Below are 19,717 nucleotides of genomic sequence, written 5' to 3'. Positions count from 1 at the left end.
CCCGAACGGCGCCCACTTCAATCATGTAAAAGGATCGTTTGAAAGCGGCTGAGCGCCGCGGGTTCCAACAGCGCCTGTACCGTCACCGGCTGTCCGTTTTCGTCGCACAGATGGTTGTAGAACCTTAGGCTTTCTAGCAGGCTTTCCATACGGGAACGTCGGTTCGCCTCTTCCAAAAGTGGCGCATGCAGGGACAGAAACAAAGCGGGACGTTTCTGTTTCAGCCAGTCCAGTAACGTAGGCAGGACAAAGAACTCGGCCCCTTCGATATCCATTTTCACCAGCGAGACGCGGCTTAAATCCTGGGCGGCCTGGAACTGATCCCATGCGATTGTCAAAGCATCCGTTCCATGCGCCGCGTCATGCAAAAGGGAACTGGTGGAATCGCCTGGCTCTCCTCGGGTTGAGGCCATGCGGGCCACTCCGAACTGATCCGACAGAGCGACCCCAAAGGCCGAGACATTGCGGATATCGTTCAGGTCCAGGTTCCAGGCCAGATGGCGAAACGCGGTCGGGTCGGGCTCAAAGCAAAACACATGGCGGGCTTTGCGCGCACCGTAAAGGACCGTCGGCCCAATCCACGCGCCGATATCCAGATAGTCGCTTTCCGGGGATAGGAACTGATCGAGAACTGCGAAGGTCTCAGGCTCCCAATCTCCGGCCGAGGCTTTGCGCCAGAATTTCGAATGGTAGGGATCCAGCCGGAACGTCTGACCATTCAGGTTCCCTGCATAGTATCCGCGGGCGCGGTAAAACATCTTGCGCGCCTGTGTCAGCATCGCGGACCTCCGGGTTTTATTGTCTCGCCCCTTGACCTGCGGCGGTTGCCAAAGCATTTAACCCTTGGGAACCGCAACTTTTATTTTACAGGGGGCCGACATGGCTTTTGAACTTCCTGATCTTCCTTATGCACATGACGCGCTGGCAGCCAAGGGCATGTCCGCCGAAACGCTGGAATATCACCACGACCTGCACCACAAAGCCTATGTCGACAACGGCAACAAGTTGATCGCCGGCACAGAGTGGGACGGCAAGTCGCTGGAAGAGATCATCGTAGGTACCTACGACGCAAACGCCGTCGCACAGAACGGTATCTTCAACAACATCAGCCAGTTGTGGAATCACAACCAGTTCTGGGAGATGATGGGCCCTGGCGAAAGCGCGATGCCTAGCGAACTTGAAAATGCGCTGACCGAAAGCTTCGGCTCGGTTGACGAGTTCAAGTCGCAGTTCAGCGCGGCTGGCGCTGGTCAGTTCGGCTCGGGCTGGGCATGGCTGGTCAAAAACGCAGACGGCTCGCTGGCCGTGACCAAAACCGAAAACGGCGTGAACCCGCTGTGCTTTGGTCAGACCGCTCTGCTGGGTTGCGACGTGTGGGAGCATTCCTACTACATCGACTTCCGCAACAAGCGTCCGGCTTACCTGTCGAACTTCCTCGACAACCTGGTGAACTGGGAAAACGTCGCATCGCGCATGTGATCTGAGTGTCCCTTTCGGGAACAGGGGCCTGCTGGCGGAGACGCTGGCAGGCCTTTTTCATTGGTATAGTTTTCATGCTGCGCGGTTGGTTAATCCGCGCAGCAAACCTTGCGAGACCGCCTCAACCGTGACAGTCCTGCTGTAACCAACTGGCAAACCGCCATTTTGACGATTGGACCTCAAGCTTGCGTGGAAACCATCTCCTCGATCACGCGATTCTTCTGTCGGGCGTTGCCTTGATGTGCGGGCCGGTCTGCCTGCTGCTTTGGCAGTTGCTCACGGCCCTTGATCTGCCCGAGCTTTGGGCCTTGGTTCAGCGGGTCTGGCGTGGTGGCCTCAGCAGCGCTGGGATTGGGGCAGGGGCGATGATGTGGAATTCGCTGGTACTGGCCCTTGGCGTTGCCATCTTGAAAAGCGTGATGTCGATGATGGCCGCCTATGCGCTGGTGTTCTTTCGACTGCCCTGCAGCGGGTTGATCTACGGCGTGATTCTGATCGCGATGTTCTTTCCGATCGAGACCCGAATCCTGCCGACCTTCGCCGTTGCCAGTGATCTTGGGCTGCTCAATTCCTACGCGGGGATGATCCTGCCGATCACGGCCAGCGGGCTGGGCGTGCTGGTGTTCCGCCAATACATGCGCCAGATCCCTAGTGAGGTGATGGAGGCTGCCCAGATGGACGGCGCCGGACCGCTGCGTGTGCTGGTTGACATCATTATCCCACTGTCTCTACCGATGATCGCGGCTGTGTTTGCGATCCTGTTTGTGCTGGGATGGAACCAGTATGTCTGGCCGATCATGATCACCACCACCAGTCAGGACCATGACACTTTGGTGCGCGGCATGGCCTATTCGGGCTTTGGTGGAACGGCGGGTATGGTTCTGGCGCTTTTGGCGCTGGTGCCACCGGCTATTGTGGTGATTGGGCTGCAGCGATGGTTGATGCGGGGTCTGACCGCAGGCATCCACTAGGGCCGAAATCTGCTCGAACATGAAGCGCAGGTGAAAACTTGCCGATACGTCAAGTTTCGGTATGAGACGGGATTGTACCCGGTCCGCCAGTGCTTAAGTAAATACAGCGGAGGGAGAGAACCGCACCCATTGGAAGCACAAGCAAACACCGCGCCAGAACGCTCTGGCCGCGAAGCAAAGAACTTGTGCCCAATACATGAGGGACGGCCATGGAAACCACTACGGGAGAGCATAATGGCTGCACTTGAACAGGGAACCTGGGTTGTTATCGCGGATGGGGAAAAGGCACTGTTCGTCGAGAACATCACTGATGCCGAAGACCCCAATCTGGTTGTCGTTTCGGTTGAGGAGCAAGAGGCGCAAGACCGCCCCACAGACCGGGCCGGTCGGCGGTCTGATCCAGGACCGAACCAGAAATCAGCGGTTGAGGAGCCAGACTGGAAATCCCATGCGAAATCGCTGTTCGTGCAGGACCTTGCCAATCTTCTGAACCGCAAGGGTTTGAAAGGCAAATTCAGCAGGCTTGTTCTGGTGGCCAGCCCGCACGTTCTGGGCCTGCTGCGGCGCAGGCTGCATAGTGAGGTGCTGGCCAAAGTTGTGGCCGAGGTGGATAAAACCCTAACCAACCACCCGCTTCACAAGGTCGAACAGGTGCTGAAACAGCGCCTTCGCCCTGCGCCACGTCTGGCTTGAATGAAAACGGGCGGCTTCAGCCGCCCACATTTTTGCCTACCGCAAAGCGGCGATGGCCGCGTCGGCATCCTCGACCCAAGTCACGAAACTTGAAAGAGATTGATCGGCAAATCCCTGTTCGATCACCTGTTCCAGCAGGTCGCGGAGCTTATCCCAGTAGCCCCCCACATTCACCACCACAATCGGCTTATCATGCAGGCCCAACTGCCGCCATGTCAGCGCCTCGAACAACTCATCCAGTGATCCCGGCCCTCCGGGCAGCACCACGACGGCATCCGCATTCATGATCATGACTTTCTTGCGCTCGTGCATCGTCTCGGTGATCACGTAGTGGGTCAGGTCGCTTTTGCCGACCTCGCGCTGGACCAGATGCACCGGAATAACGCCGAAGGTCTCGCCCCCGGCAGATTGCGTGGCGCGCGCGACTTCCCCCATCAGACCCACATCTCCGGCCCCGTAGACCAGTCGCCAGCCTTCTTGCGCCAGCGCGGTTCCCAACTGTTTGGCGGCGTCAGAATAGGCGGGATTGGTGCCATTGCGTGACCCGCAATACACACAGACGGATTTCTGGGACATAACAGGTGCGCTCCGGGCTTGTTTCAGACGTTTTGACCCCTGATAGCGAGATTGATAGGTTGGCTCAACTGTCCGCCGGAACACGAGTCACTCACATCAGTTTCGCGGCGGAATGAAAGGGAAAGAATGAACGGCACATCGGGAAGCGGAAGCTCGGGCAGCTTCATCTGGGGGCTGCTTGTCGGCCTTGTGGCAATTCTTGCGGCCGGTGGTCTGTATTTGTCAGGCGTGTTTTCGAGCAGCTCGGAACCCGTGCAGGAACAGGCTGAGGTTGCAGAGGAAACCCTTGCGCCTCAGGGCGCACCCGAAGAAGAGGCCCTGCAGGACCCCGCACCGGAGCCAAAGGAGGCTGTCACCGAGGCCGAGGCTGAGGAACCCGCAGCCGAAGACCCCGAATCCCAGCCCGAAGACGTCGCGGTTGAGGCCAATCCCACGACACCTCCCGCGTTGGATCAGATTTTCGTGTCGCCGGACGGGAGCGCGTTGCTGTCGGGTGAGGCAGAGCCGGGCAGTGACGTTGATGTGGTGCTGAACGGCGAGATCGTGCATCAGTTTTCGGTCGATGAGACGGGCGAGTTCGCCGAATTCGTTGCGGTCCCATTCAGCGATGATCCACGTGGCCTTGTTTTGCAGTCTACCGATGGGGATGAAACCGTTCGATCTGACGACTATCTGATAGCAGCACTGCCAGTACCCGCCCCCGAGGAGCCAGCGCCAACGGTTGAGGAAACGTCCTCGGAACCGGAAGTTGCTGAAGATCCCGAGCCTGAGGCGGAAGATACGACTGTGGCAAATGTTGAGCCCGAGCAGTCGACGGAAACCGCAGACGCGGGTACCGAAGCCGCGGACGCCGGTACGGAAACTGCAGACGCGAGTACGGAAGCCGAGGACGCCGGCACGGAAACTGCAGACGCGGGTACGGAAGCCGAGAACACCAGTACAGAAATTGCAGATGCCGGTGCCGAAACCCAGAACACTGGTGCGGATACAGAAAAGGCCGTTGTTGAGGCTGAATCGACCTCGGAAGAAGCAACTGAAACCCCTGCTGAAAACCAACAGGTTGCCATCCTGCGTTCAGGCGAGGATGGGGTTGAGTTGGTGCAATCCCCGTCCGAAGAGAACTCCGCGCCCCAGCAGGTTGAGCTGGACACAATCGGCTATTCAGACACCGGCGATGTGCAACTGACAGGCCGTCTCAACGAAGGATCGGCTGTACGGATATACCTCAACAACCGTCTGGTGGCGGATGTGACCCCGCAAGAGGATGGCAATTGGCGGGGCGACCTCGAGGGGATTGATCCCGGCGTTTACACCCTGCGAGTGGACGAGGTGCATTCCGACGGCACAGTCCTCAGCCGGGTTGAAACGCCTTTCAAACGTGAACCCGTCGAGGTGTTGCAGGCGGCTGAGGCGCAGATCTCGGAGCAACCGCAAGAAACCTCTGCGCCGATCCGGTCGGTCACGGTTCAGGCGGGCGACACCCTGTGGGCCATCTCGCGTGAGCGGTTCGGAGACGGCGTGTTGTATGTCCGCCTGTTCGACGCTAACCGCGAACTGATCCGCGACCCGGACCTGATTTTCCCGGGGCAGGTGTTCACCATTCCTGAATAAGCTCAGGCTCTGGCTTTTCTCGGGCCGGGGTCCATATTGCACTTCACACTAGGCAGGTAATGCGACGTATGCCCCCCATGACATCGGACGAATTGGCCGGAATTGACGAACGCCGTTCTGGCTGGCGGACGATCCGCAAGGTCGCGCCTTATATGTGGCCGGATGATGAGCCATGGGTGAAGCGTCGCGTTGTGATTGCCATGGCGATGCTGGTGTTGGCCAAGCTGATCGCCGTCTATACGCCGATCCTTTACAAGGGCGCAGTGGACGGTCTGGCGGGCGAGGGCGTGCCCCCGCTGGCCCTTGGCGCTGTTGGGTTGACTGTGGCCTATGGTGTCGCCCGGATGATGACCGTGGGCTTTCAACAATTGCGCGATGCAGCCTTTGCCCCCGTTGGCCAACGGGCCTTACGTGCGCTCGCGTTAGAGACTTTTCAGCATATCCACCAACTGTCCATGCGCTATCACGTTGGACGCCGGACCGGTGGCCTAAGCCGGATCATTGAGCGTGGGGTCAAGGGCGTCGAGTTCCTTCTTCGGTTCCTGCTGTTTTCCATCGGGCCGCTGATTCTGGAGCTGCTGCTTGTCGCGATCATTCTGATGTGGTTGTTCGATATCTGGTATCTGGTCGTCGTGGCCGTCACCATTGCGCTCTATATCTGGTTCACCTTTGCCGTCACCGAATGGCGCGTGAAGCTTCGGCGCGAGATGAACGATCAGGATACCGAGGCGAACCAACGCGCCATCGACAGCCTGCTGAATTTCGAAACCGTCAAGTATTTCAACGCCGAACAGCGTGAAGCGAACCGCTATGACGTGTCGATGAAAGCCTATGCAGTGGCGGCCTTGAAAACCGCTTATTCGCTGGCCTTCCTGAATTTCGGGCAGTCCTTCCTGATCACCTGCGGCCTAATCGGGGTGATGGTCCTGGCGGCAATCGGGGTCCAGAACGGCACGCTCACCGTTGGTGATTTCGTCATGGTGAATGCCTACATGATTCAGATCACCGTGCCGCTGAACTTCCTGGGCACCGTGTATCGCGAGATCCGGCAGGCGCTGGTCGATATGGGTCAGATGTTCGACCTGCTGGAGCAGCCCGCCGAAGTGAAAGACAAGCCGGACGCCCCGGACCTGAAGGTCAATGGTGGCGAGGTGACCCTCCATGATGTGCGCTTTGGCTATGACCCGGAGCGGGAGATCCTTAAAGGAGTGTCGCTGTCGGTGCCTGCGGGGCAGACCGTAGCCATTGTGGGCGCGACGGGGTCCGGGAAATCCACCATCGGGCGCTTGTTGTTCCGGTTCTACGATGTGACCGGAGGTGCGTTGAAGATTGATGGTCAGGACGTGAGGGATGTGCGTCAGACCAGCCTGCACGCGGCCATCGGCGTCGTGCCGCAGGACACGGTGCTGTTCAACGACACCATCCGCTACAACATTGCCTATGGCCGTGACGGCGCAACTCAGGACGATGTGGAAGAGGCCGCGCGCGCAGCACAAATCCATGATTTCATCGCCTCTCTACCCGAAGGCTATGACACCAAGGTGGGTGAACGTGGGCTCAAGCTCTCGGGCGGCGAAAAGCAGCGCGTCGGCATCGCGCGGACGCTGCTCAAGAACCCGCCTATTCTGTTGCTGGACGAGGCGACCTCGGCCCTCGACACCGACACTGAGCAGGAGATCAAAGATGCTTTGGCCCGAGCGGGCGAAGGGCGGACGGTGATCACCATCGCGCACCGTCTGAGCACGATTGCCGAGGCCGACCAGATTGTGGTTCTGGAAAGCGGTGAGATCATCGAGCAGGGCACTCATGATTCGTTGTTGGCGCGCGAAGGTCGCTACGCCCAATTGTGGAACCGCCAGCAGGCCGACACACAGGCTGCCTGAGATTTTCTGTTTGACGCGACTCGTCCGCTGGTTGAAACCCCAACTAGCGCAGTATCGCGTCAAGTTTGGGTTTGCCATCGAACAAGAAAGAGCAAAGAATGAAGAAAATCGTCACATCCTTGACACTCGGTTTGACACTCGCAGCATCTGCCGCGTCAGCCGAAGATCTGGAGTTTCTGCTGGTCAATGAAACCAGTGCGGATCTGGTCGAATTCAATGTCTCCCCGGCCTCATCCGGCAGCTGGGAGGGGAACCTTCTGCAGGGTGGATACCTCGCGCCAGACTATGAGATCGATGTATTGATCGCGGATGGGCTTGTGACCTGCGTCTATGATATTCGCGGCGTGTTTGATGACGGCAGCGCGGTTGAGGACTACGACCTGGACCTGTGCGATCTGGGCGAATACGCGTTCTCGGAATAGAAAAACGTTTGAAGAAATGAAAAATGGCGGGCCATCGGCTCGCCATTTTTTGTTGGTTATTCGGCTGCTTTTAGCGGCGACCCAGGTGGGATGGTGGGGTGGTCCTCTTCTGTCCCCGTGGGCTGTTCGGGCCGAGGCGCAGGCTGCTCGTCCCAGACAATCTCGGTTGCTTGCGCGGCTCGTGCGCTTTGGCCGATGGCCATGTCCTGTGCAATCTGGCTGTACCGGCCTGCTGTGACCCGCGCCAGAAGTTTGCCCAGCCAGATGGCATAGGTTGTCACCCAGACCCGCAGGGCCAGCATCGATGGCGTCACGATCAGGGTCAGCACGGTGGCGATGCCGAGGCCAAAGACCACAGCGGTGGCCAGCTGTTTCCACCACAGTGCTGTCGGGCTGTCGATGGTGTAGCCGCCATTGATGAAGTCCAGCGACAGGCCGAACATCATCGGTGTCAGACCGGCCATCGTGGTCAGCGTTGTCAGCAGAACGGGGCGAATCCGAGCCTCAGCCGTGCGCACGATCGCGTCGATCCGCGGCATGTAGCGGCTGTACTCCTGATAGGTGTCGATCAGAACGATGTTGTTGTTCACAACAATCCCTGCCAAAGCAACGATCCCCGTACCGGTCATGATGATCGAGAAGGGTTGCTCCATCACCAGCATCCCGATCAGAACGCCGGTCGTGGACAGTACAACCGCCAGCAAAACCAGAACCGAGTTGTAGAAGCTGTTGAACTGTGCCAGCAGGATTACGAACATCAGCCCCAAAGCCGCCAGAAACGCGCTGGACAGGAAGGCCTGGCTTTCGGCCTGTTCTTCCTGATCACCGGTCCATTCCCACGTGATCGAGGGGTCGAACGGGTTGGTGCTCAGCCATTCGGTCAGGACGGCGATACGTTCATTTGGATTGATCGGCGCGATGCTGGCCTCGCCATTCTCAACGGCGGTGCGCAGCTCCTCGGTTGTCTCGGCCTCGGTCAGTTGCACCAGATCGTACTGCTTGCCATTGGGCGCTGTGATCGCTGCAGAGGACGGGTCAGCCCCATCCTCAACCGCGCGCAGAACGGCCAAACGTTTTTCACCACCGTCTGGTCCAGCGACCACTGCTTTGCTCAGGCCAGCTTCGACATCGGCTTTGACGTCATAGTAGCGTTCCTGATCAACCCGGTTGATTTCGGCCAGTTTGGCAACCGGCTGGCGGGTGACGAAGTTGGACAGGGGCACGAGGCCGTCCGCCGTGCGTACCTTCAACGTGTCCAGCGTTGAAAGAACACGGTCCTCTTCGGGCAGGCGGACACGGATCTCGATCTCTTCATCCGTGGTGTCGGGGCGCATTTCGCCCAGAAGGATACCGCGTGTGACCAGCTGTACCATGGCCCCGACGGTGGCCACATCCGCGCCAAATCGGCCTGCTTTGGCGACGTCAACGTCGATCTGCCAGTCGATGCCAGGCAGGGGCAGAGTGTCTTCTATCTTGATCAGGCCGGGGGTCGTGTCGAAAACCTCTCGGGCGGCGACAGTAGCAGCAGTTAGCGGCTCCCACCCGTCGCCCTTGATCCGCAGATGCACGGGCTTGGCTGAGGCCGGGCCTTGTTCCAGCGCCAGAATCTCAACCTCGAAACCCGGCAGCTCGGCCAGTTGGGTATTCAGTTCTTCCAGAACATAGTCGCCATCATATTCGGGGGCGATGAAATGCCGGTCAAACAGCCCACCCAGAATGGGCTCCGAGACGTTGGGGCGGTCTTCCCATGGGATGATTTCGAACTGGACGCGTCCAACCGTGTCTGCCGGGTCTTGCGCGCCGCCATTATTCTGCGTCAGCCCACCTTCGCCCGCAAACGAGAAGACGTTAATCACGGCCGGGTGCGCGGCAATCACCTGTTCGGCGGCCAGCACCATGGCGTCTTTTTCCATCAACGAAAGGTTGCCCCGCGCGCGGACGTAAGCCGTGGCCTGTTCCGGCTCGCTTTCGACGAAGAACTCAACGCCCCGGTTGTTTTCGCCGAACACTGAGATCACCGTCATCACAGCCATGATAACGGCAGCGATCGAGACAATCGGCATCACCGGATTGCCCACGAGGAACTTGATGACATAGCCGAAAGGCGTGTGTTCTTTCGCCGTGTGAACCTTGGTAGCGGGTTTGCGCTCGATCCGGGCCGCGCCTAGCGTGACCGATCCGGCGAAAGCTCCGAGGATCATCAACACGGCCCCAAGGAGCGAACCACCGCCCTCGACCAAATAGGAGGGGTTCAGCACCTGCATCGCGCCTAGGAAGACCAGATAGAATGACGGGGGGACCAGAACGGCGCGCAGCCACCAAGGCGTGCGACCGCGCAACCAGTCAGAGGCGCGGTCGAAGATGCGGCTCAGCCGGCCCGAGACACCGCCCATAACCGGCAGATAAATCAGGGCCACGATCAGCGATGCGGAGAGAACAAAGATCAGCGTGACCGGCAGCATGCCCATGAACTCACCCGGAATACCCGGCCAGAATAACATCGGCAGGAAGGCACAGAGTGTCGTGGCCGTCGAGGAGACGATGGGCCAGAACATGCGCTGCGCCGCCTCGACATAGGCATGCATCGGGCCGACGCCCTCTTTGATACGCTTGTCCGCATATTCGACCACAACGATCGCGCCATCCACCAGCATACCAACGGCAAGGATCAGACCGAACATCACGATGTTCGAAATGCTGACGCCCATGACCGCAAGAAAGGCAAAACACAGCAGGAACGAGGTCGGAATCGCAAAGCCCACCAACAGTGCTGCCCGCGACCCCAGAGAGGCCAGGACGACGATCATCACCAGCGCAATCGCCGTCAGGACCGAGCCCTCCAACTGGCTGACCATGGATCCAACGATCCGGCTTTGGTCATTCGAGGTGCCCACGTCGACAGCTGCCTGCAATTCGGCGGGCCACTTGGTTTGCGCTTCGGCGATAGTCGCTTTGACCTGCTCGACCGTGTCGATCAGGTTGAAGCCTTTGCGCTTGACAACCTGCAAAGCGACGGTCGGCACGTTGTCGAACCGGGCCGTGCCTTCGCGGTCCTCAAACGTGTAGTTGATTTCGGCCAATTCACCCAGAGTGACGACCCGGTCGCCGTTGACCTTGATGGGCAAGCCATACACGTCCTGCGCGGTTTTGAAGGACGAGGGGATTTTGACCGAAAAGGCCCCTTGCGCGCTGTCCACTTCGCCCGCCGCAATCAACTGGTTGTTGTTTTGCACAACCGTAATCAGCTCATTGGCAGTGACGTTGTACGCCTCAAGGCGCAGAGGGTCGATGATGACCTCAAGCAGCTCATCCCGGTTGCCAGCGATTCCGGCCTCAAGCACGGAATCAAGCGCTTCGATGTCGTCCTGCAGGTCCTTGGCGATACGCGCCATGGTTCGTTCGGGCACCGCGCCGGTCAGGTTCACGATGACGATGGGGAATTCGGAGAAGTTTAGCTCGCTCAGCGAGTATTGCTCGGCGCCGTCCGGGAACTCGGCCTGTGCGCTGTTCATCGCGTCGCGGACATCGGCAGTGATCGCGGTTTTGTCCCAGCCGAATTCGAACTCAAGAAACAGGCCTGCATAGCCCTCGGCGGCGGTGGCGGTCATCTCTTTGAGGCCGTCCAAATCTGCCAGCTCGGTCTCCATCGGTTTGACCAGCAGGTTTTCGGAATCCTCGGCCGAGATTCCGGGGAAGACGACCGATACGAACAGGGCAGGGACTTCGATATCCGGCTCGCCCTCTTTCGGTAGATTGACATAGGCGAACCCGCCGATGACCAGCGAAATAAGAATGAAAGCCAGAACCATGCGGGCCCGGTCAGCGGCCCAGCTGACGATACCCGTCATTGCGTGACCTCCTGATAGGTCGGGTTCACGGTGACGCCTTTGACGACGAATTCTTGCCCCACCACGATGATATCGGTTGTCTCGGGCAGCCCGTCGATCCAGACGCCTTCGGCCGTGTCGCGCAACACGCGGACCGGCAAGAAATCGACCACATCGCCCGCGCCGACGGTGCGCACGCCCAGTTGCCCTTCGTTGCTGAGGGTCAGAGCCGATTGCGGCAGCAGATGCGCCTTGGCCCCTTCGGCCGAGATACGGATTGTCGCTGTCTGGCCGTCGCGAATGGTCAGGTCTTCGTTCGGCACGGTGATCTCGACCTCAAAGGTGCGGGTCGTCTCATCTGCCGAGCGGCTGAGGAAGGTTACGCGGCCTTCGACCTGACGACCGGTGACCAGCTGCGCCGAGGCCAGCGCCCCGACCTGAACGCGGTTAACTTCGGTTTCGGGCACGAAACCAACAAGCTTGATCGGGTCCAGCTGGATGATCGTGGCGCAGAGCGTTCCCGGCTGCATCAGGCTGCCCAATTCAGCGGTGTCGCTTTCCAGCAGGCCCTGAAACGGAGCTTCGATCGTCAGCCGATCTATTTCACGTTGGGCGGCTTCGACCTCTGCCGCGGCGGATTCGATGCCGGCGCGGGTGGCTTCCAGCCCGGCTTCAGCCGATTTGATACCTGCCTCGGCGCTGCTCATCGCGGCCTCGGAGGAGACGCGGCGGGTTTCCGAGCCAAAGCCCGTCTCGGACAGTTTGCGGGCCGCTTTCAGGTTGATATCTGCCTCGGCCACAAGGGCATGTGCTTCTTCCAGGCGCGCCTCGGCCTCAGGGATACGGCTTTCGGCCTCAAGCTTGCCTGCCTTCGCTTCGGCCAGGCTAGCGGGGCGGGTGCCGGGATCAAGCTCACACAGCAGATCGCCCGCCTCGACAAAAGCACCGCGGCGCTTGGGTTCTGAGATCACGGTCGAGGTCGTCTCGGCCAGCACTTCGACTTGACGGTTGGCTTTTGTTTGGCCGCGCAGCAGGACGGCGCTGTCAATCTCGCGCGCGACCGAGCGCAGGGCAACTACGCGCACAGCATTTTCATTGGCCGGCGAAACCACGGCCTCTTCGGTCTCAGACGTAGTGCTTTCCTCGTCGTCACCCCGGCCAGCAAAGGCGAAAAGCGCATCACGCTCAAAAACAAGGAAATACAGCGCGACAATCACCAAAGCGGCATTGATGAATGAAATCAGACGCATAATGCTGGTCTCCTTAAAAAATTCGCCGGCTTAGACCGGGTTAGTATAGTGAAAGATGGGCGTCGGCTTGTGTATTTTCTACGCTAAACTGATTAGTTCGGTTTATTTTTTTTGGCAAGGGCACACGCAGTCAGCGGAATTGTGTATAATCCGGCCCTTGGCTTGGCCGTGGCGCCGGGGTATGACATGGCCCACCAAGACAGGATTACAGCTCGGGGGCAGGTATGAGCGATACCGACAGTTTCATTGATGAGGTCACAGAAGAGGTGCGCCGCGACCGGCTGTATCTGCTTTTGCGGCGTTGGGGCTGGGTCGGTGTTGTTGCCGTCGTGCTGATCGTCGGTGGGGCCGCCTTCAACGAATACCGCAAGGCGCGGGACACGTCGCAGGCTCAGAAGCTGGGCGATGACATTCTGGCCGCGCTGGCGGAAAACGATACGGCCGCACGCGTCGCTGGCCTCGAGCAGGTGGACGTGTTGACGCCGGGTGGTGAGGCTGTGCGCAACATGCTTCTGTCCGCCTCACAGCTCGATGCTGATTCCCGGCAGGACGCGGTCGACAGTCTGAATGCTGTGGCCGTTCAGGGCGATCTGCCCGAGATTTACCGCGCCATTGCCAGCTTCAAGGCGCTGCTGCTTCAATCCGATACGATGCCCGCAGCAGACCGTCGGCAACAGTTCGAGGCTTTGGCCGCACCCGGCGCTCCGCTGCGCCTTCTGGCCCAAGAGCAACTGGCCCTGATCGACATCGCCGAGGGTGATACAGATGCCGCGCTGGAGCGTCTGCAGGCATTGCGTCAGGACGCAGAGGTCAGCGTGGATCTGCAACAACGCGCGGCGCAATTGATTGTTGCACTGGGCGCTGAGCCCGAGCCATTGGTCGCTCAGCAGGGCTGATCGGGCGGAACACAGGTTAATGACAGGCGAGTTCGGATTAAAATGGTAACAAGACTTTTCTCTCGCGTGGGACTGCCGATTGCGGCACTGGCCCTGACCGCTCTGGCCGCTTGTGAAGAACCCGAACAGATCTTGCCCGGCGAGCGTGAGGATATCCGACCCGCCTCAGACCTTGAAACGGTCGCCAAAAGCGGCTCGCAACCGATTAGTCTTCCATCGCAGAGCGCCAATGCAAGCTGGCCGCAAAGTCCCGGAACGCCCGCCTTCCGGACGTCAAATGCTTCGCTGCGTGCGACACCTCAACGTATTTGGTCGGCCTCGATTGGGGATGGCGATTCCCGCAAACAACGAATTACGGCAGACCCGGTTGTTGCGGGGGGGCTGGTCTACACGCTTGACGCAGGGGCGACGGTTTCGGCGGTGACACCGCAGGGACAGGTCGCCTGGAGCACCAATCTGATTCCAGCAACCGACGGAGACGCGGATGCCACGGGCGGTGGTATGGCCTATTCGGGGGGCGTTCTCTATGTCTCCTCCGGTTTTGGCCGTCTGACGGCGTTGGATGCAAAGACCGGCGCGATCCGGTGGCAGAAGCGCCTGAACGCAACTGGCAGTGGCGCGCCTTTGGTGAGTAACGGGCTGCTGTACCTCGTCGCTGGGGATGAAACCGGTTGGACCGTCGACACAAAGGATGGCCGCATCCAATGGCAGATTGAGGGTACCCCTAGCGTCGGCAACGTTCTGGGCGCACCTGCGCCAGTTGTGACCTCGGACCTAGCTGTCTTTGCCTTTGGTTCGGGTGATATCGCCGCAACATTCAAGCGGGGCGGGATCAGCCGTTGGAATGCCTCGGTGGCAGGGGGGCGTCGTGGGCGCGCCACAGCTCGAATTGTCGATGTGACCGGCAGCCCGATGGTGGTCGGTGATACCATCTTCATCGGTAACCACTCTGGGCGCACCGTTGCATTTGACGCGGGAACAGGTGAGCGCCGCTGGACTGCAGATGAAGGCGCGGTTGATACCGTCTGGCCCGCAGGCAACAGCATCTTCCTGATCAGCGATCGCAGCCAGCTGGTCCGCTTGAACAGCGCCGATGGTTCGGTGATCTGGGCGCAGGACCTACCGGGCTTTGTAAAGGACAAACCAAACCGTCGCGGTCCGATCGTGGCCCATTATGGCCCGATCCTGGCCGGAGGGCGCATTGTGATCGCCTCGAATGACGGGTTCCTGCGGTTCTTCAACCCGGTGAACGGGGCGCTTGTGCATCAGGTCGAAGTCCCCGGAGGCGCGACCACCGCGCCTGTCGTTGCCGGACAAACACTGTATGTCGTGTCGACCAAAGGTGATCTACACGCTTTCCGTTGACCAAAAGATGCGCTAAAGGGCGCGTCTGAGTCTTGAAAGTTGAGTATCATGTCGCTGACCCTCGCCATCGTGGGCCGCCCGAACGTGGGCAAATCCACATTGTTCAACCGCCTCGTGGGCAAACGTCTGGCCTTGGTCGACGACCAGCCCGGCGTGACGCGCGACCTGCGCGAAGGTGAAGGGCGGCTGGGTGATCTGCGGTTCACCGTGATCGACACGGCGGGTCTTGAGGACGCAACTGATGATAGCCTTCAGGGCCGCATGCGCCGTCTGACCGAGCGCGCGGTCGATATGGCAGATGTCTGCTTGTTTATGATCGACGCGCGCACCGGCCTGACTCCGACCGACGAGATGTTTGCCGAGATCCTGCGTAAACGCTCCAAACACGTGATTTTGGCTGCCAACAAGGCCGAAGGGTCGGCTGCTGATGCCGGTGTTCTTGAAGCCTATAACCTTGGCCTTGGCGAACCAGTGCGCCTTTCCGGCGAGCATGGCGAGGGGATGACCGACCTTTACGCCCAGCTGATGCCTCTGGCGGATGCGGCTGAGGAAGAGGCCGAAGACGACGCCCCTGTGGTCGAGATTGAGCTGGATGAGGATGGAGAGGGCGAAACCCCTCTGATCACCGCAGCCAAACCGTTGCAGGTAGCCGTCGTAGGTCGACCGAATGCAGGTAAATCCACCCTGATCAATAAAATCATGGGTGAAGACCGCCTTCTGACCGGCCCAGAGGCTGGGATCACCCGTGACGCGATCAGTCTTCGGGTCGATTGGGCCGATCCGGATGGCGAAAGCACTCCGATGCGGATTTTCGACACTGCGGGCATGCGCAAAAAGGCCAAGGTTCAAGAAAAGCTCGAAAAGCTCTCGGTCTCGGACGGTCTGCGTGCTGTGAAATTCGCCGAAGTGGTCGTCGTCCTGCTGGATGCGGCAATTCCGTTCGAGCAACAAGACCTACGCATCGCCGATCTGGCCGAGCGGGAAGGCCGTGCGGTTGTGGTCGCGGTCAACAAATGGGACGTTGAGGAAAACAAGCAGGAGAAGCTGCGCGAACTCAAAGAGTCCTTCGACCGGCTGCTGCCGCAACTGCGGGGCGCACCTCTGATCACCGTGTCGGCCAAAACGGGCCGGGGGCTGGAACGTTTGCGCGCCGCCATCTTGCGTGCGCATGATATCTGGAACCGCCGGGTACCCACCGCCGCGCTGAACCGCTGGCTGACCGCCATGCTCGAGCAGCACCCGCCGCCAGCCCCGCAAGGCCGCCGCATAAAGCTGCGCTACATGACCCAGGCAAAAACGCGGCCGCCGGGCTTTGTCGTTATGTGCTCGCATCCCGACAAGATGCCGGCCAGCTATACCCGCTATCTGGTCAACGGCCTGCGTGAGGATTTTGACATGCCCGGCACGCCGATCCGCCTGACGTTGCGCGGGCAAGGTGACAAGAACCCTTACAAAGGGCGGCGCAAGAAAAACGCCGGTGCCTTGGCCAAACACCTCAAGGGACGCGCGTAACTGCGCCAATTTTCAGCATTTTCAGCGCAAGGGCGTGACAGCGCCTTTTCTGCACGCTAGCATTCAGGAGCGTGCATTTGTTTCCTGTGCGCGGCCCGTCCTGCGGCGGGTCTGAATTCCTTTTGCTTCTCATTGAACCGGGCCATCGTGGGAGAGGGCTTGATGAATCTCAGAGACTACACGCGGCAATACGCGGTTCAGGACAACAGGCTTGCAGCCCTGAGCTATTTCGGAACCTTCGCCGTCTATTTTGCATCGCTGGCCTTAGCGGTTGTGAACGCCGACCATTGGTATGTCATGGTCCCAGCCGGGATTGTTTTCGCGTTTTCCGCAGTGCGACTTTACGTGCTGCAACATGACTGCGGCCATCATTCCCTGTTCGAAACGCGCCAGCAGAATGAATGGGCCGGGCACGGCCTGTCGCCTTTCACCTTTGCCCCTTTTGAGGTGATGAAGCAGAACCACAATCTGCATCATGCGGGGATCGGCAACCTCGAGCATCGGGAGACTGGTGAAATCCACACGATGACCCTGCGGGAATGGAACGAGGCGGACTGGCTCAAACGTCTTGTCTATCGCCTGTACCGCAACCCGTTCATTCTGGTGCCGGTCGGTGCTTTGTTCACTTATTTCATTCGCTACCGGTGGCCCAAAAACACGGTGCGGTTTGGTGTAAAGGGCGTTGTTCTGCACAACCTCTCGATCGTCGTTTTTCTCGGGCTGCTTTACCTGATCGCCGGGACGACCGGTATTTTGGTCTGGCTTGTGTTTTCCTTGCTGGGTGGGATGCTGGGCGTATTCCTCGTCTACCTGCAGCACAATTTCGAGGACACATATTGGGATCGTCGCCCGGATCTGGACCCGCAGATCGCGGCGCTTCAGGGCTCGTCAGCGCTGGATTTCGGGTGGTGGTTCGACAACGCGGTGGCCTGCATCACCTTGCACGATATTCACCATTTCAACGCCCGTATCCCGTCCTACCGGTTGCGCGAATGCCACTATAACCTGCCGCTCGAGTACACCCCGCGTCGGATCAAGTTCCCCGAAGCCGTGGCAGCGTTGAACCTGAAACTATGGGACGAAGACGCCAAGCGACTGGTGCCTTTTCCGAAAAAAGGGCAGACTGCTGACTTGGCCCATGGATCGTCATAGGCGCAGCTCCGCTTGAAGAATGTATATCCTGTGTATATACAGGTGACCAGGGAGATAGAGAAAGGACCCAGAATGACCGCATTGACCGAGATAAAAGGCGTTGGCGATACTCTCGCTAAAGGTTTGGCGGATAACGGTCTCAAGACCGCCGAAGCCGTTGCGAAAGCGAAACCGGAAGATCTGGTCAAGGTCCCCCGCGTCGGTGCGGCGCGCGCAGCGGTCCTGATTGCCGCTGCAAAAGAGGCGACCGCTGCGAAACCGGCGGCTGCCAAGCCAGCCCCGCGTCGCGCGGCCGCTCGCAAACCTGCTGCCCGCAAGCCCGCTACGCGTAAACCGGCGGCCCGACGCCCCGCTGCACGCAAGACAGTTGTCGCCGCCGCTGCCGAGAAGCGCGCCGCCGAAGCTGCACGCAAAGCCGCCGAGGAAAAAGCCGCTGCAGAAGCCGCAGAGGCGAAGGCCAAGAAGAAAGCCAAGGCAAAAGCCAAGGCTGAGAAAGCCGCGAAAAAGCGGGCCGAGATGGAGGCTGCGTTCTCAAAGGCCAAGGACAAGGTGAAGGCCAAGTCCAAGAAGGGGAAGAAATCCAAGAAGGACGACAAGTCCAAAAAGGCCGAAAAGAAGAAAGATACTGGCAAAAAGGATGCCAAGAAGTCGGACAAAAAATCTGACAAGAAGAAGGATAAGAAAAAGGCGAAGAAGTAGCCTTTCTTCGCCCTTTCAAGTGTTTCGGACCGGCACCGCGCAACGCGGATGCCGGTTTTCTTATACCAGCGTGCCGTCCAGTTGCAGCGTCAGCTTGCCACCCAGATAGGGGGCAAGGACATCGGGCAGGGTAACGGTGCCGTCTGCGTTCTGACCGTTTTCAAGCACGGCAATCAGGCAGCGACCCACCGCAAGGCCAGAGCCGTTAAGCGTGTGGACGTATTCCGGTTTACCGCCACCTTCGGGCCGGAAACGTGCATTCATGCGGCGGGCCTGAAAATCGCCGCAGGTCGAGACCGAGCTGATCTCGCGATAGGTGTCCTGACCGGGCAGCCATGCCTCGATGTCAAAGGTACGGCGGGCGCCAAAGCCCATGTCGCCGGTACACAGGATAACGGTGCGATACGGCACGCCCAGCTTTTCCAGAATGCCCTCGGCGCAGCGCACCATGCGTTTTTGTTCGTCATCCGAGGTCTCGGGATGGGTGATCGAGACCATCTCGACCTTTTCGAACTGATGCTGACGCAGCATTCCGCGGGTGTCTTTGCCCGCCGAACCGGCCTCGGACCGGAAGCAGAGCGAATGCGCGGTATAACGGCGGGGCAGGTAGCTTTCTTCGATCATTGTGTCGTTGACGATGTTGGTCAGCGAAACCTCGGAGGTCGGGATCAACCACCAACCTTCGCGGGTTTGATAGCTGTCCTCGCCGAATTTCGGCAGCTGGCCGGTGCCCTGCATCATCTCGGACAGAACCAGAACCGGGCCGTTGACCTCGGTCAGTCCGTTTTCGTTGATATGCGTGTCCAGCATGAACTGGGCCAGCGCACGGTGGATACGCGCGACACCGCCGGACAGCAGCACAAAGCGCGAGCCAGAGAGTTTCGCGGCGGTTTCGAAATCCATACCGTTTTGAACGGCCTCAATCTCAAAATGCTCTTTCGGGGCAAAGTCTAACTCGCGTGGGGTGCCCCAGCGGCTGACCTCGACGTTGTCGTTCTCATCGGCACCTTCTGGCACATCCTCGGCGGGCAGGTTGGCAATACGGATCAGTTGGTCCGCCAGCAGAGCGTCCAGATCCTTGGCCTCGGTCTGCATCCGGGCGATTTCGGCCTTCTTTTCGGCCACCAGCGCGCGCAGGCGTTCAAACTCGGCCTCATCACCGCGGGCTTTGGCAGCACCGACTTCTTTAGACGCTTTGTTCTGTTCGGCCTGAGCGGTTTCTGCGGCCAGTATCTTGGCGCGGCGGCTTTCGTCCAGCCGCAGCAGGTCTGACGACACCGGCGCGTCCCCACGGCGCGCGAGTGCGGCGTCGAAAGCGGCTGGGTTTTCGCGAATGGCGCGGATGTCGTGCATAGTTCAGATCCTTGAATGCAGTGAATCA

16 protein-coding genes are annotated in these 19,717 nt (G+C 59.5%); 11 read left to right on the top strand and 5 right to left on the bottom strand.

Annotated elements, in window-relative coordinates:
- Positions 1-17: 17 nt before the first annotated feature.
- Positions 18-779, bottom strand: coding sequence for an FkbM family methyltransferase (locus ACR0KL_RS03000; protein WP_480776624.1), 762 nt, complete (start codon positions 777-779; stop codon positions 18-20).
- Between the two features lie 100 nt (positions 780-879).
- Here ACR0KL_RS03000 and ACR0KL_RS02995 point away from each other — a divergent pair, with 100 nt between their 5' ends.
- From ACR0KL_RS02995 to ACR0KL_RS02985, 3 genes are all read left to right on the top strand, one after another.
- Positions 880-1,479 (top strand): superoxide dismutase, encoded by a 600-nt coding sequence (locus ACR0KL_RS02995; RefSeq protein WP_170666430.1) that lies wholly within the window; start codon positions 880-882, stop codon positions 1,477-1,479.
- A gap of 185 nt (positions 1,480-1,664) precedes the next feature.
- Positions 1,665-2,450 carry an ABC transporter permease subunit gene (locus ACR0KL_RS02990; protein ID WP_480724142.1) on the top strand — a complete coding sequence of 262 codons (786 nt, stop codon included), beginning with the start codon at positions 1,665-1,667 and terminating at the stop codon, positions 2,448-2,450.
- Between the two features lie 234 nt (positions 2,451-2,684).
- Entirely contained in the window at positions 2,685-3,143 is a 459-nt protein-coding gene (locus tag ACR0KL_RS02985) for a host attachment family protein (protein ID WP_170482702.1), read from the top strand.
- Between the two features lie 36 nt (positions 3,144-3,179).
- On the opposite strand, the gene ACR0KL_RS02980 is transcribed toward ACR0KL_RS02985, so the two are convergent.
- Positions 3,180-3,719: a TIGR00730 family Rossman fold protein gene (locus ACR0KL_RS02980; RefSeq protein ID WP_170766970.1), complete on the bottom strand. Its 540-nt coding sequence runs from the start codon at positions 3,717-3,719 to the stop codon at positions 3,180-3,182.
- 126 nt (positions 3,720-3,845) lie between these two features.
- Between ACR0KL_RS02980 and ACR0KL_RS02975 the strand changes: the two genes are divergently transcribed.
- The 3 genes from ACR0KL_RS02975 (at position 3,846) to ACR0KL_RS02965 (ending at position 7,635) form a co-directional block, all read left to right on the top strand.
- Positions 3,846-5,330, top strand: a complete 1,485-nt coding sequence (locus tag ACR0KL_RS02975; RefSeq protein ID WP_480776623.1) for a LysM peptidoglycan-binding domain-containing protein — start codon at positions 3,846-3,848, stop codon at positions 5,328-5,330.
- Between the two features lie 77 nt (positions 5,331-5,407).
- Entirely contained in the window at positions 5,408-7,213 is a 1,806-nt protein-coding gene (locus ACR0KL_RS02970) for an ABCB family ABC transporter ATP-binding protein/permease (protein WP_480554537.1), read from the top strand.
- Positions 7,214-7,311: 98 nt separating this feature from the next.
- Positions 7,312-7,635: a hypothetical protein gene (locus ACR0KL_RS02965; protein ID WP_170666440.1), complete on the top strand. Its 324-nt coding sequence runs from the start codon at positions 7,312-7,314 to the stop codon at positions 7,633-7,635.
- Between the two features lie 56 nt (positions 7,636-7,691).
- Here the strand turns inward: ACR0KL_RS02965 and ACR0KL_RS02960 are convergent, their stop codons facing one another.
- Both ACR0KL_RS02960 and ACR0KL_RS02955 read right to left on the bottom strand, forming a co-directional pair.
- Positions 7,692-11,483: an efflux RND transporter permease subunit gene (locus ACR0KL_RS02960; RefSeq protein WP_480776622.1), complete on the bottom strand. Its 3,792-nt coding sequence runs from the start codon at positions 11,481-11,483 to the stop codon at positions 7,692-7,694.
- The gene (locus tag ACR0KL_RS02955) at positions 11,480-12,712 is read right to left on the bottom strand and encodes an efflux RND transporter periplasmic adaptor subunit (RefSeq protein WP_170676510.1); all 1,233 of its coding nucleotides are present in this window, start codon (positions 12,710-12,712) and stop codon (positions 11,480-11,482) included. The genes ACR0KL_RS02960 and ACR0KL_RS02955 overlap by 4 nt, the downstream gene beginning before the upstream one ends.
- Before the next feature lie 224 nt (positions 12,713-12,936).
- Here ACR0KL_RS02955 and ACR0KL_RS02950 point away from each other — a divergent pair, with 224 nt between their 5' ends.
- The 5 genes from ACR0KL_RS02950 to ACR0KL_RS02930 all read left to right on the top strand — a co-directional run bounded on the left by ACR0KL_RS02950 (position 12,937) and on the right by ACR0KL_RS02930 (position 18,336).
- Positions 12,937-13,608: a hypothetical protein gene (locus ACR0KL_RS02950; protein ID WP_170466010.1), complete on the top strand. Its 672-nt coding sequence runs from the start codon at positions 12,937-12,939 to the stop codon at positions 13,606-13,608.
- Positions 13,609-13,650: 42 nt separating this feature from the next.
- Positions 13,651-14,973, top strand: coding sequence for a PQQ-like beta-propeller repeat protein (locus ACR0KL_RS02945; protein ID WP_419739937.1), 1,323 nt, complete (start codon positions 13,651-13,653; stop codon positions 14,971-14,973).
- Positions 14,974-15,021: 48 nt separating this feature from the next.
- Positions 15,022-16,485, top strand: coding sequence for a ribosome biogenesis GTPase Der (gene der, locus ACR0KL_RS02940; RefSeq protein ID WP_170688891.1), 1,464 nt, complete (start codon positions 15,022-15,024; stop codon positions 16,483-16,485).
- 162 nt (positions 16,486-16,647) lie between these two features.
- Positions 16,648-17,637: a fatty acid desaturase gene (locus ACR0KL_RS02935; protein WP_480776621.1), complete on the top strand. Its 990-nt coding sequence runs from the start codon at positions 16,648-16,650 to the stop codon at positions 17,635-17,637.
- Positions 17,638-17,709: 72 nt separating this feature from the next.
- A complete protein-coding gene (locus ACR0KL_RS02930; RefSeq protein WP_480776620.1) occupies positions 17,710-18,336 on the top strand; it encodes a helix-hairpin-helix domain-containing protein in 627 nt (208 codons plus the stop codon).
- 60 nt (positions 18,337-18,396) lie between these two features.
- On the opposite strand, the gene serS is transcribed toward ACR0KL_RS02930, so the two are convergent.
- Positions 18,397-19,689: a serine--tRNA ligase gene (gene serS / locus ACR0KL_RS02925; RefSeq protein WP_170676501.1), complete on the bottom strand. Its 1,293-nt coding sequence runs from the start codon at positions 19,687-19,689 to the stop codon at positions 18,397-18,399.
- Positions 19,690-19,717 lie beyond the last annotated feature (28 nt).

This window comes from Ruegeria sp. C8 (genome assembly GCF_056537565.1).
This window is presented reverse-complemented; position numbering and strand designations above follow the sequence as displayed.

Bases quoted from the DNA above. Each gene is read 5' to 3' on its own strand.
- ACR0KL_RS03000 (WP_480776624.1), bottom strand. From the start codon at position 779: ATGCTGACACAGGCGCGCAAGATGTTTTACCGCGCCCGCGGATACTAT.
- ACR0KL_RS02995 (WP_170666430.1), top strand. From the start codon at position 880: ATGGCTTTTGAACTTCCTGATCTTCCTTATGCACATGACGCGCTGGCA.
- ACR0KL_RS02985 (WP_170482702.1), top strand. From the start codon at position 2,685: ATGGCTGCACTTGAACAGGGAACCTGGGTTGTTATCGCGGATGGGGAA.
- ACR0KL_RS02980 (WP_170766970.1), bottom strand. From the start codon at position 3,719: ATGTCCCAGAAATCCGTCTGTGTGTATTGCGGGTCACGCAATGGCACC.
- ACR0KL_RS02975 (WP_480776623.1), top strand. From the start codon at position 3,846: ATGAACGGCACATCGGGAAGCGGAAGCTCGGGCAGCTTCATCTGGGGG.
- ACR0KL_RS02970 (WP_480554537.1), top strand. From the start codon at position 5,408: ATGACATCGGACGAATTGGCCGGAATTGACGAACGCCGTTCTGGCTGG.
- ACR0KL_RS02965 (WP_170666440.1), top strand. From the start codon at position 7,312: ATGAAGAAAATCGTCACATCCTTGACACTCGGTTTGACACTCGCAGCA.
- ACR0KL_RS02960 (WP_480776622.1), bottom strand. From the start codon at position 11,483: ATGACGGGTATCGTCAGCTGGGCCGCTGACCGGGCCCGCATGGTTCTG.
- ACR0KL_RS02955 (WP_170676510.1), bottom strand. From the start codon at position 12,712: ATGCGTCTGATTTCATTCATCAATGCCGCTTTGGTGATTGTCGCGCTG.
- ACR0KL_RS02950 (WP_170466010.1), top strand. From the start codon at position 12,937: ATGAGCGATACCGACAGTTTCATTGATGAGGTCACAGAAGAGGTGCGC.
- ACR0KL_RS02945 (WP_419739937.1), top strand. From the start codon at position 13,651: ATGGTAACAAGACTTTTCTCTCGCGTGGGACTGCCGATTGCGGCACTG.
- der (WP_170688891.1), top strand. From the start codon at position 15,022: ATGTCGCTGACCCTCGCCATCGTGGGCCGCCCGAACGTGGGCAAATCC.
- ACR0KL_RS02935 (WP_480776621.1), top strand. From the start codon at position 16,648: ATGAATCTCAGAGACTACACGCGGCAATACGCGGTTCAGGACAACAGG.
- ACR0KL_RS02930 (WP_480776620.1), top strand. From the start codon at position 17,710: ATGACCGCATTGACCGAGATAAAAGGCGTTGGCGATACTCTCGCTAAA.
- serS (WP_170676501.1), bottom strand. From the start codon at position 19,689: ATGCACGACATCCGCGCCATTCGCGAAAACCCAGCCGCTTTCGACGCC.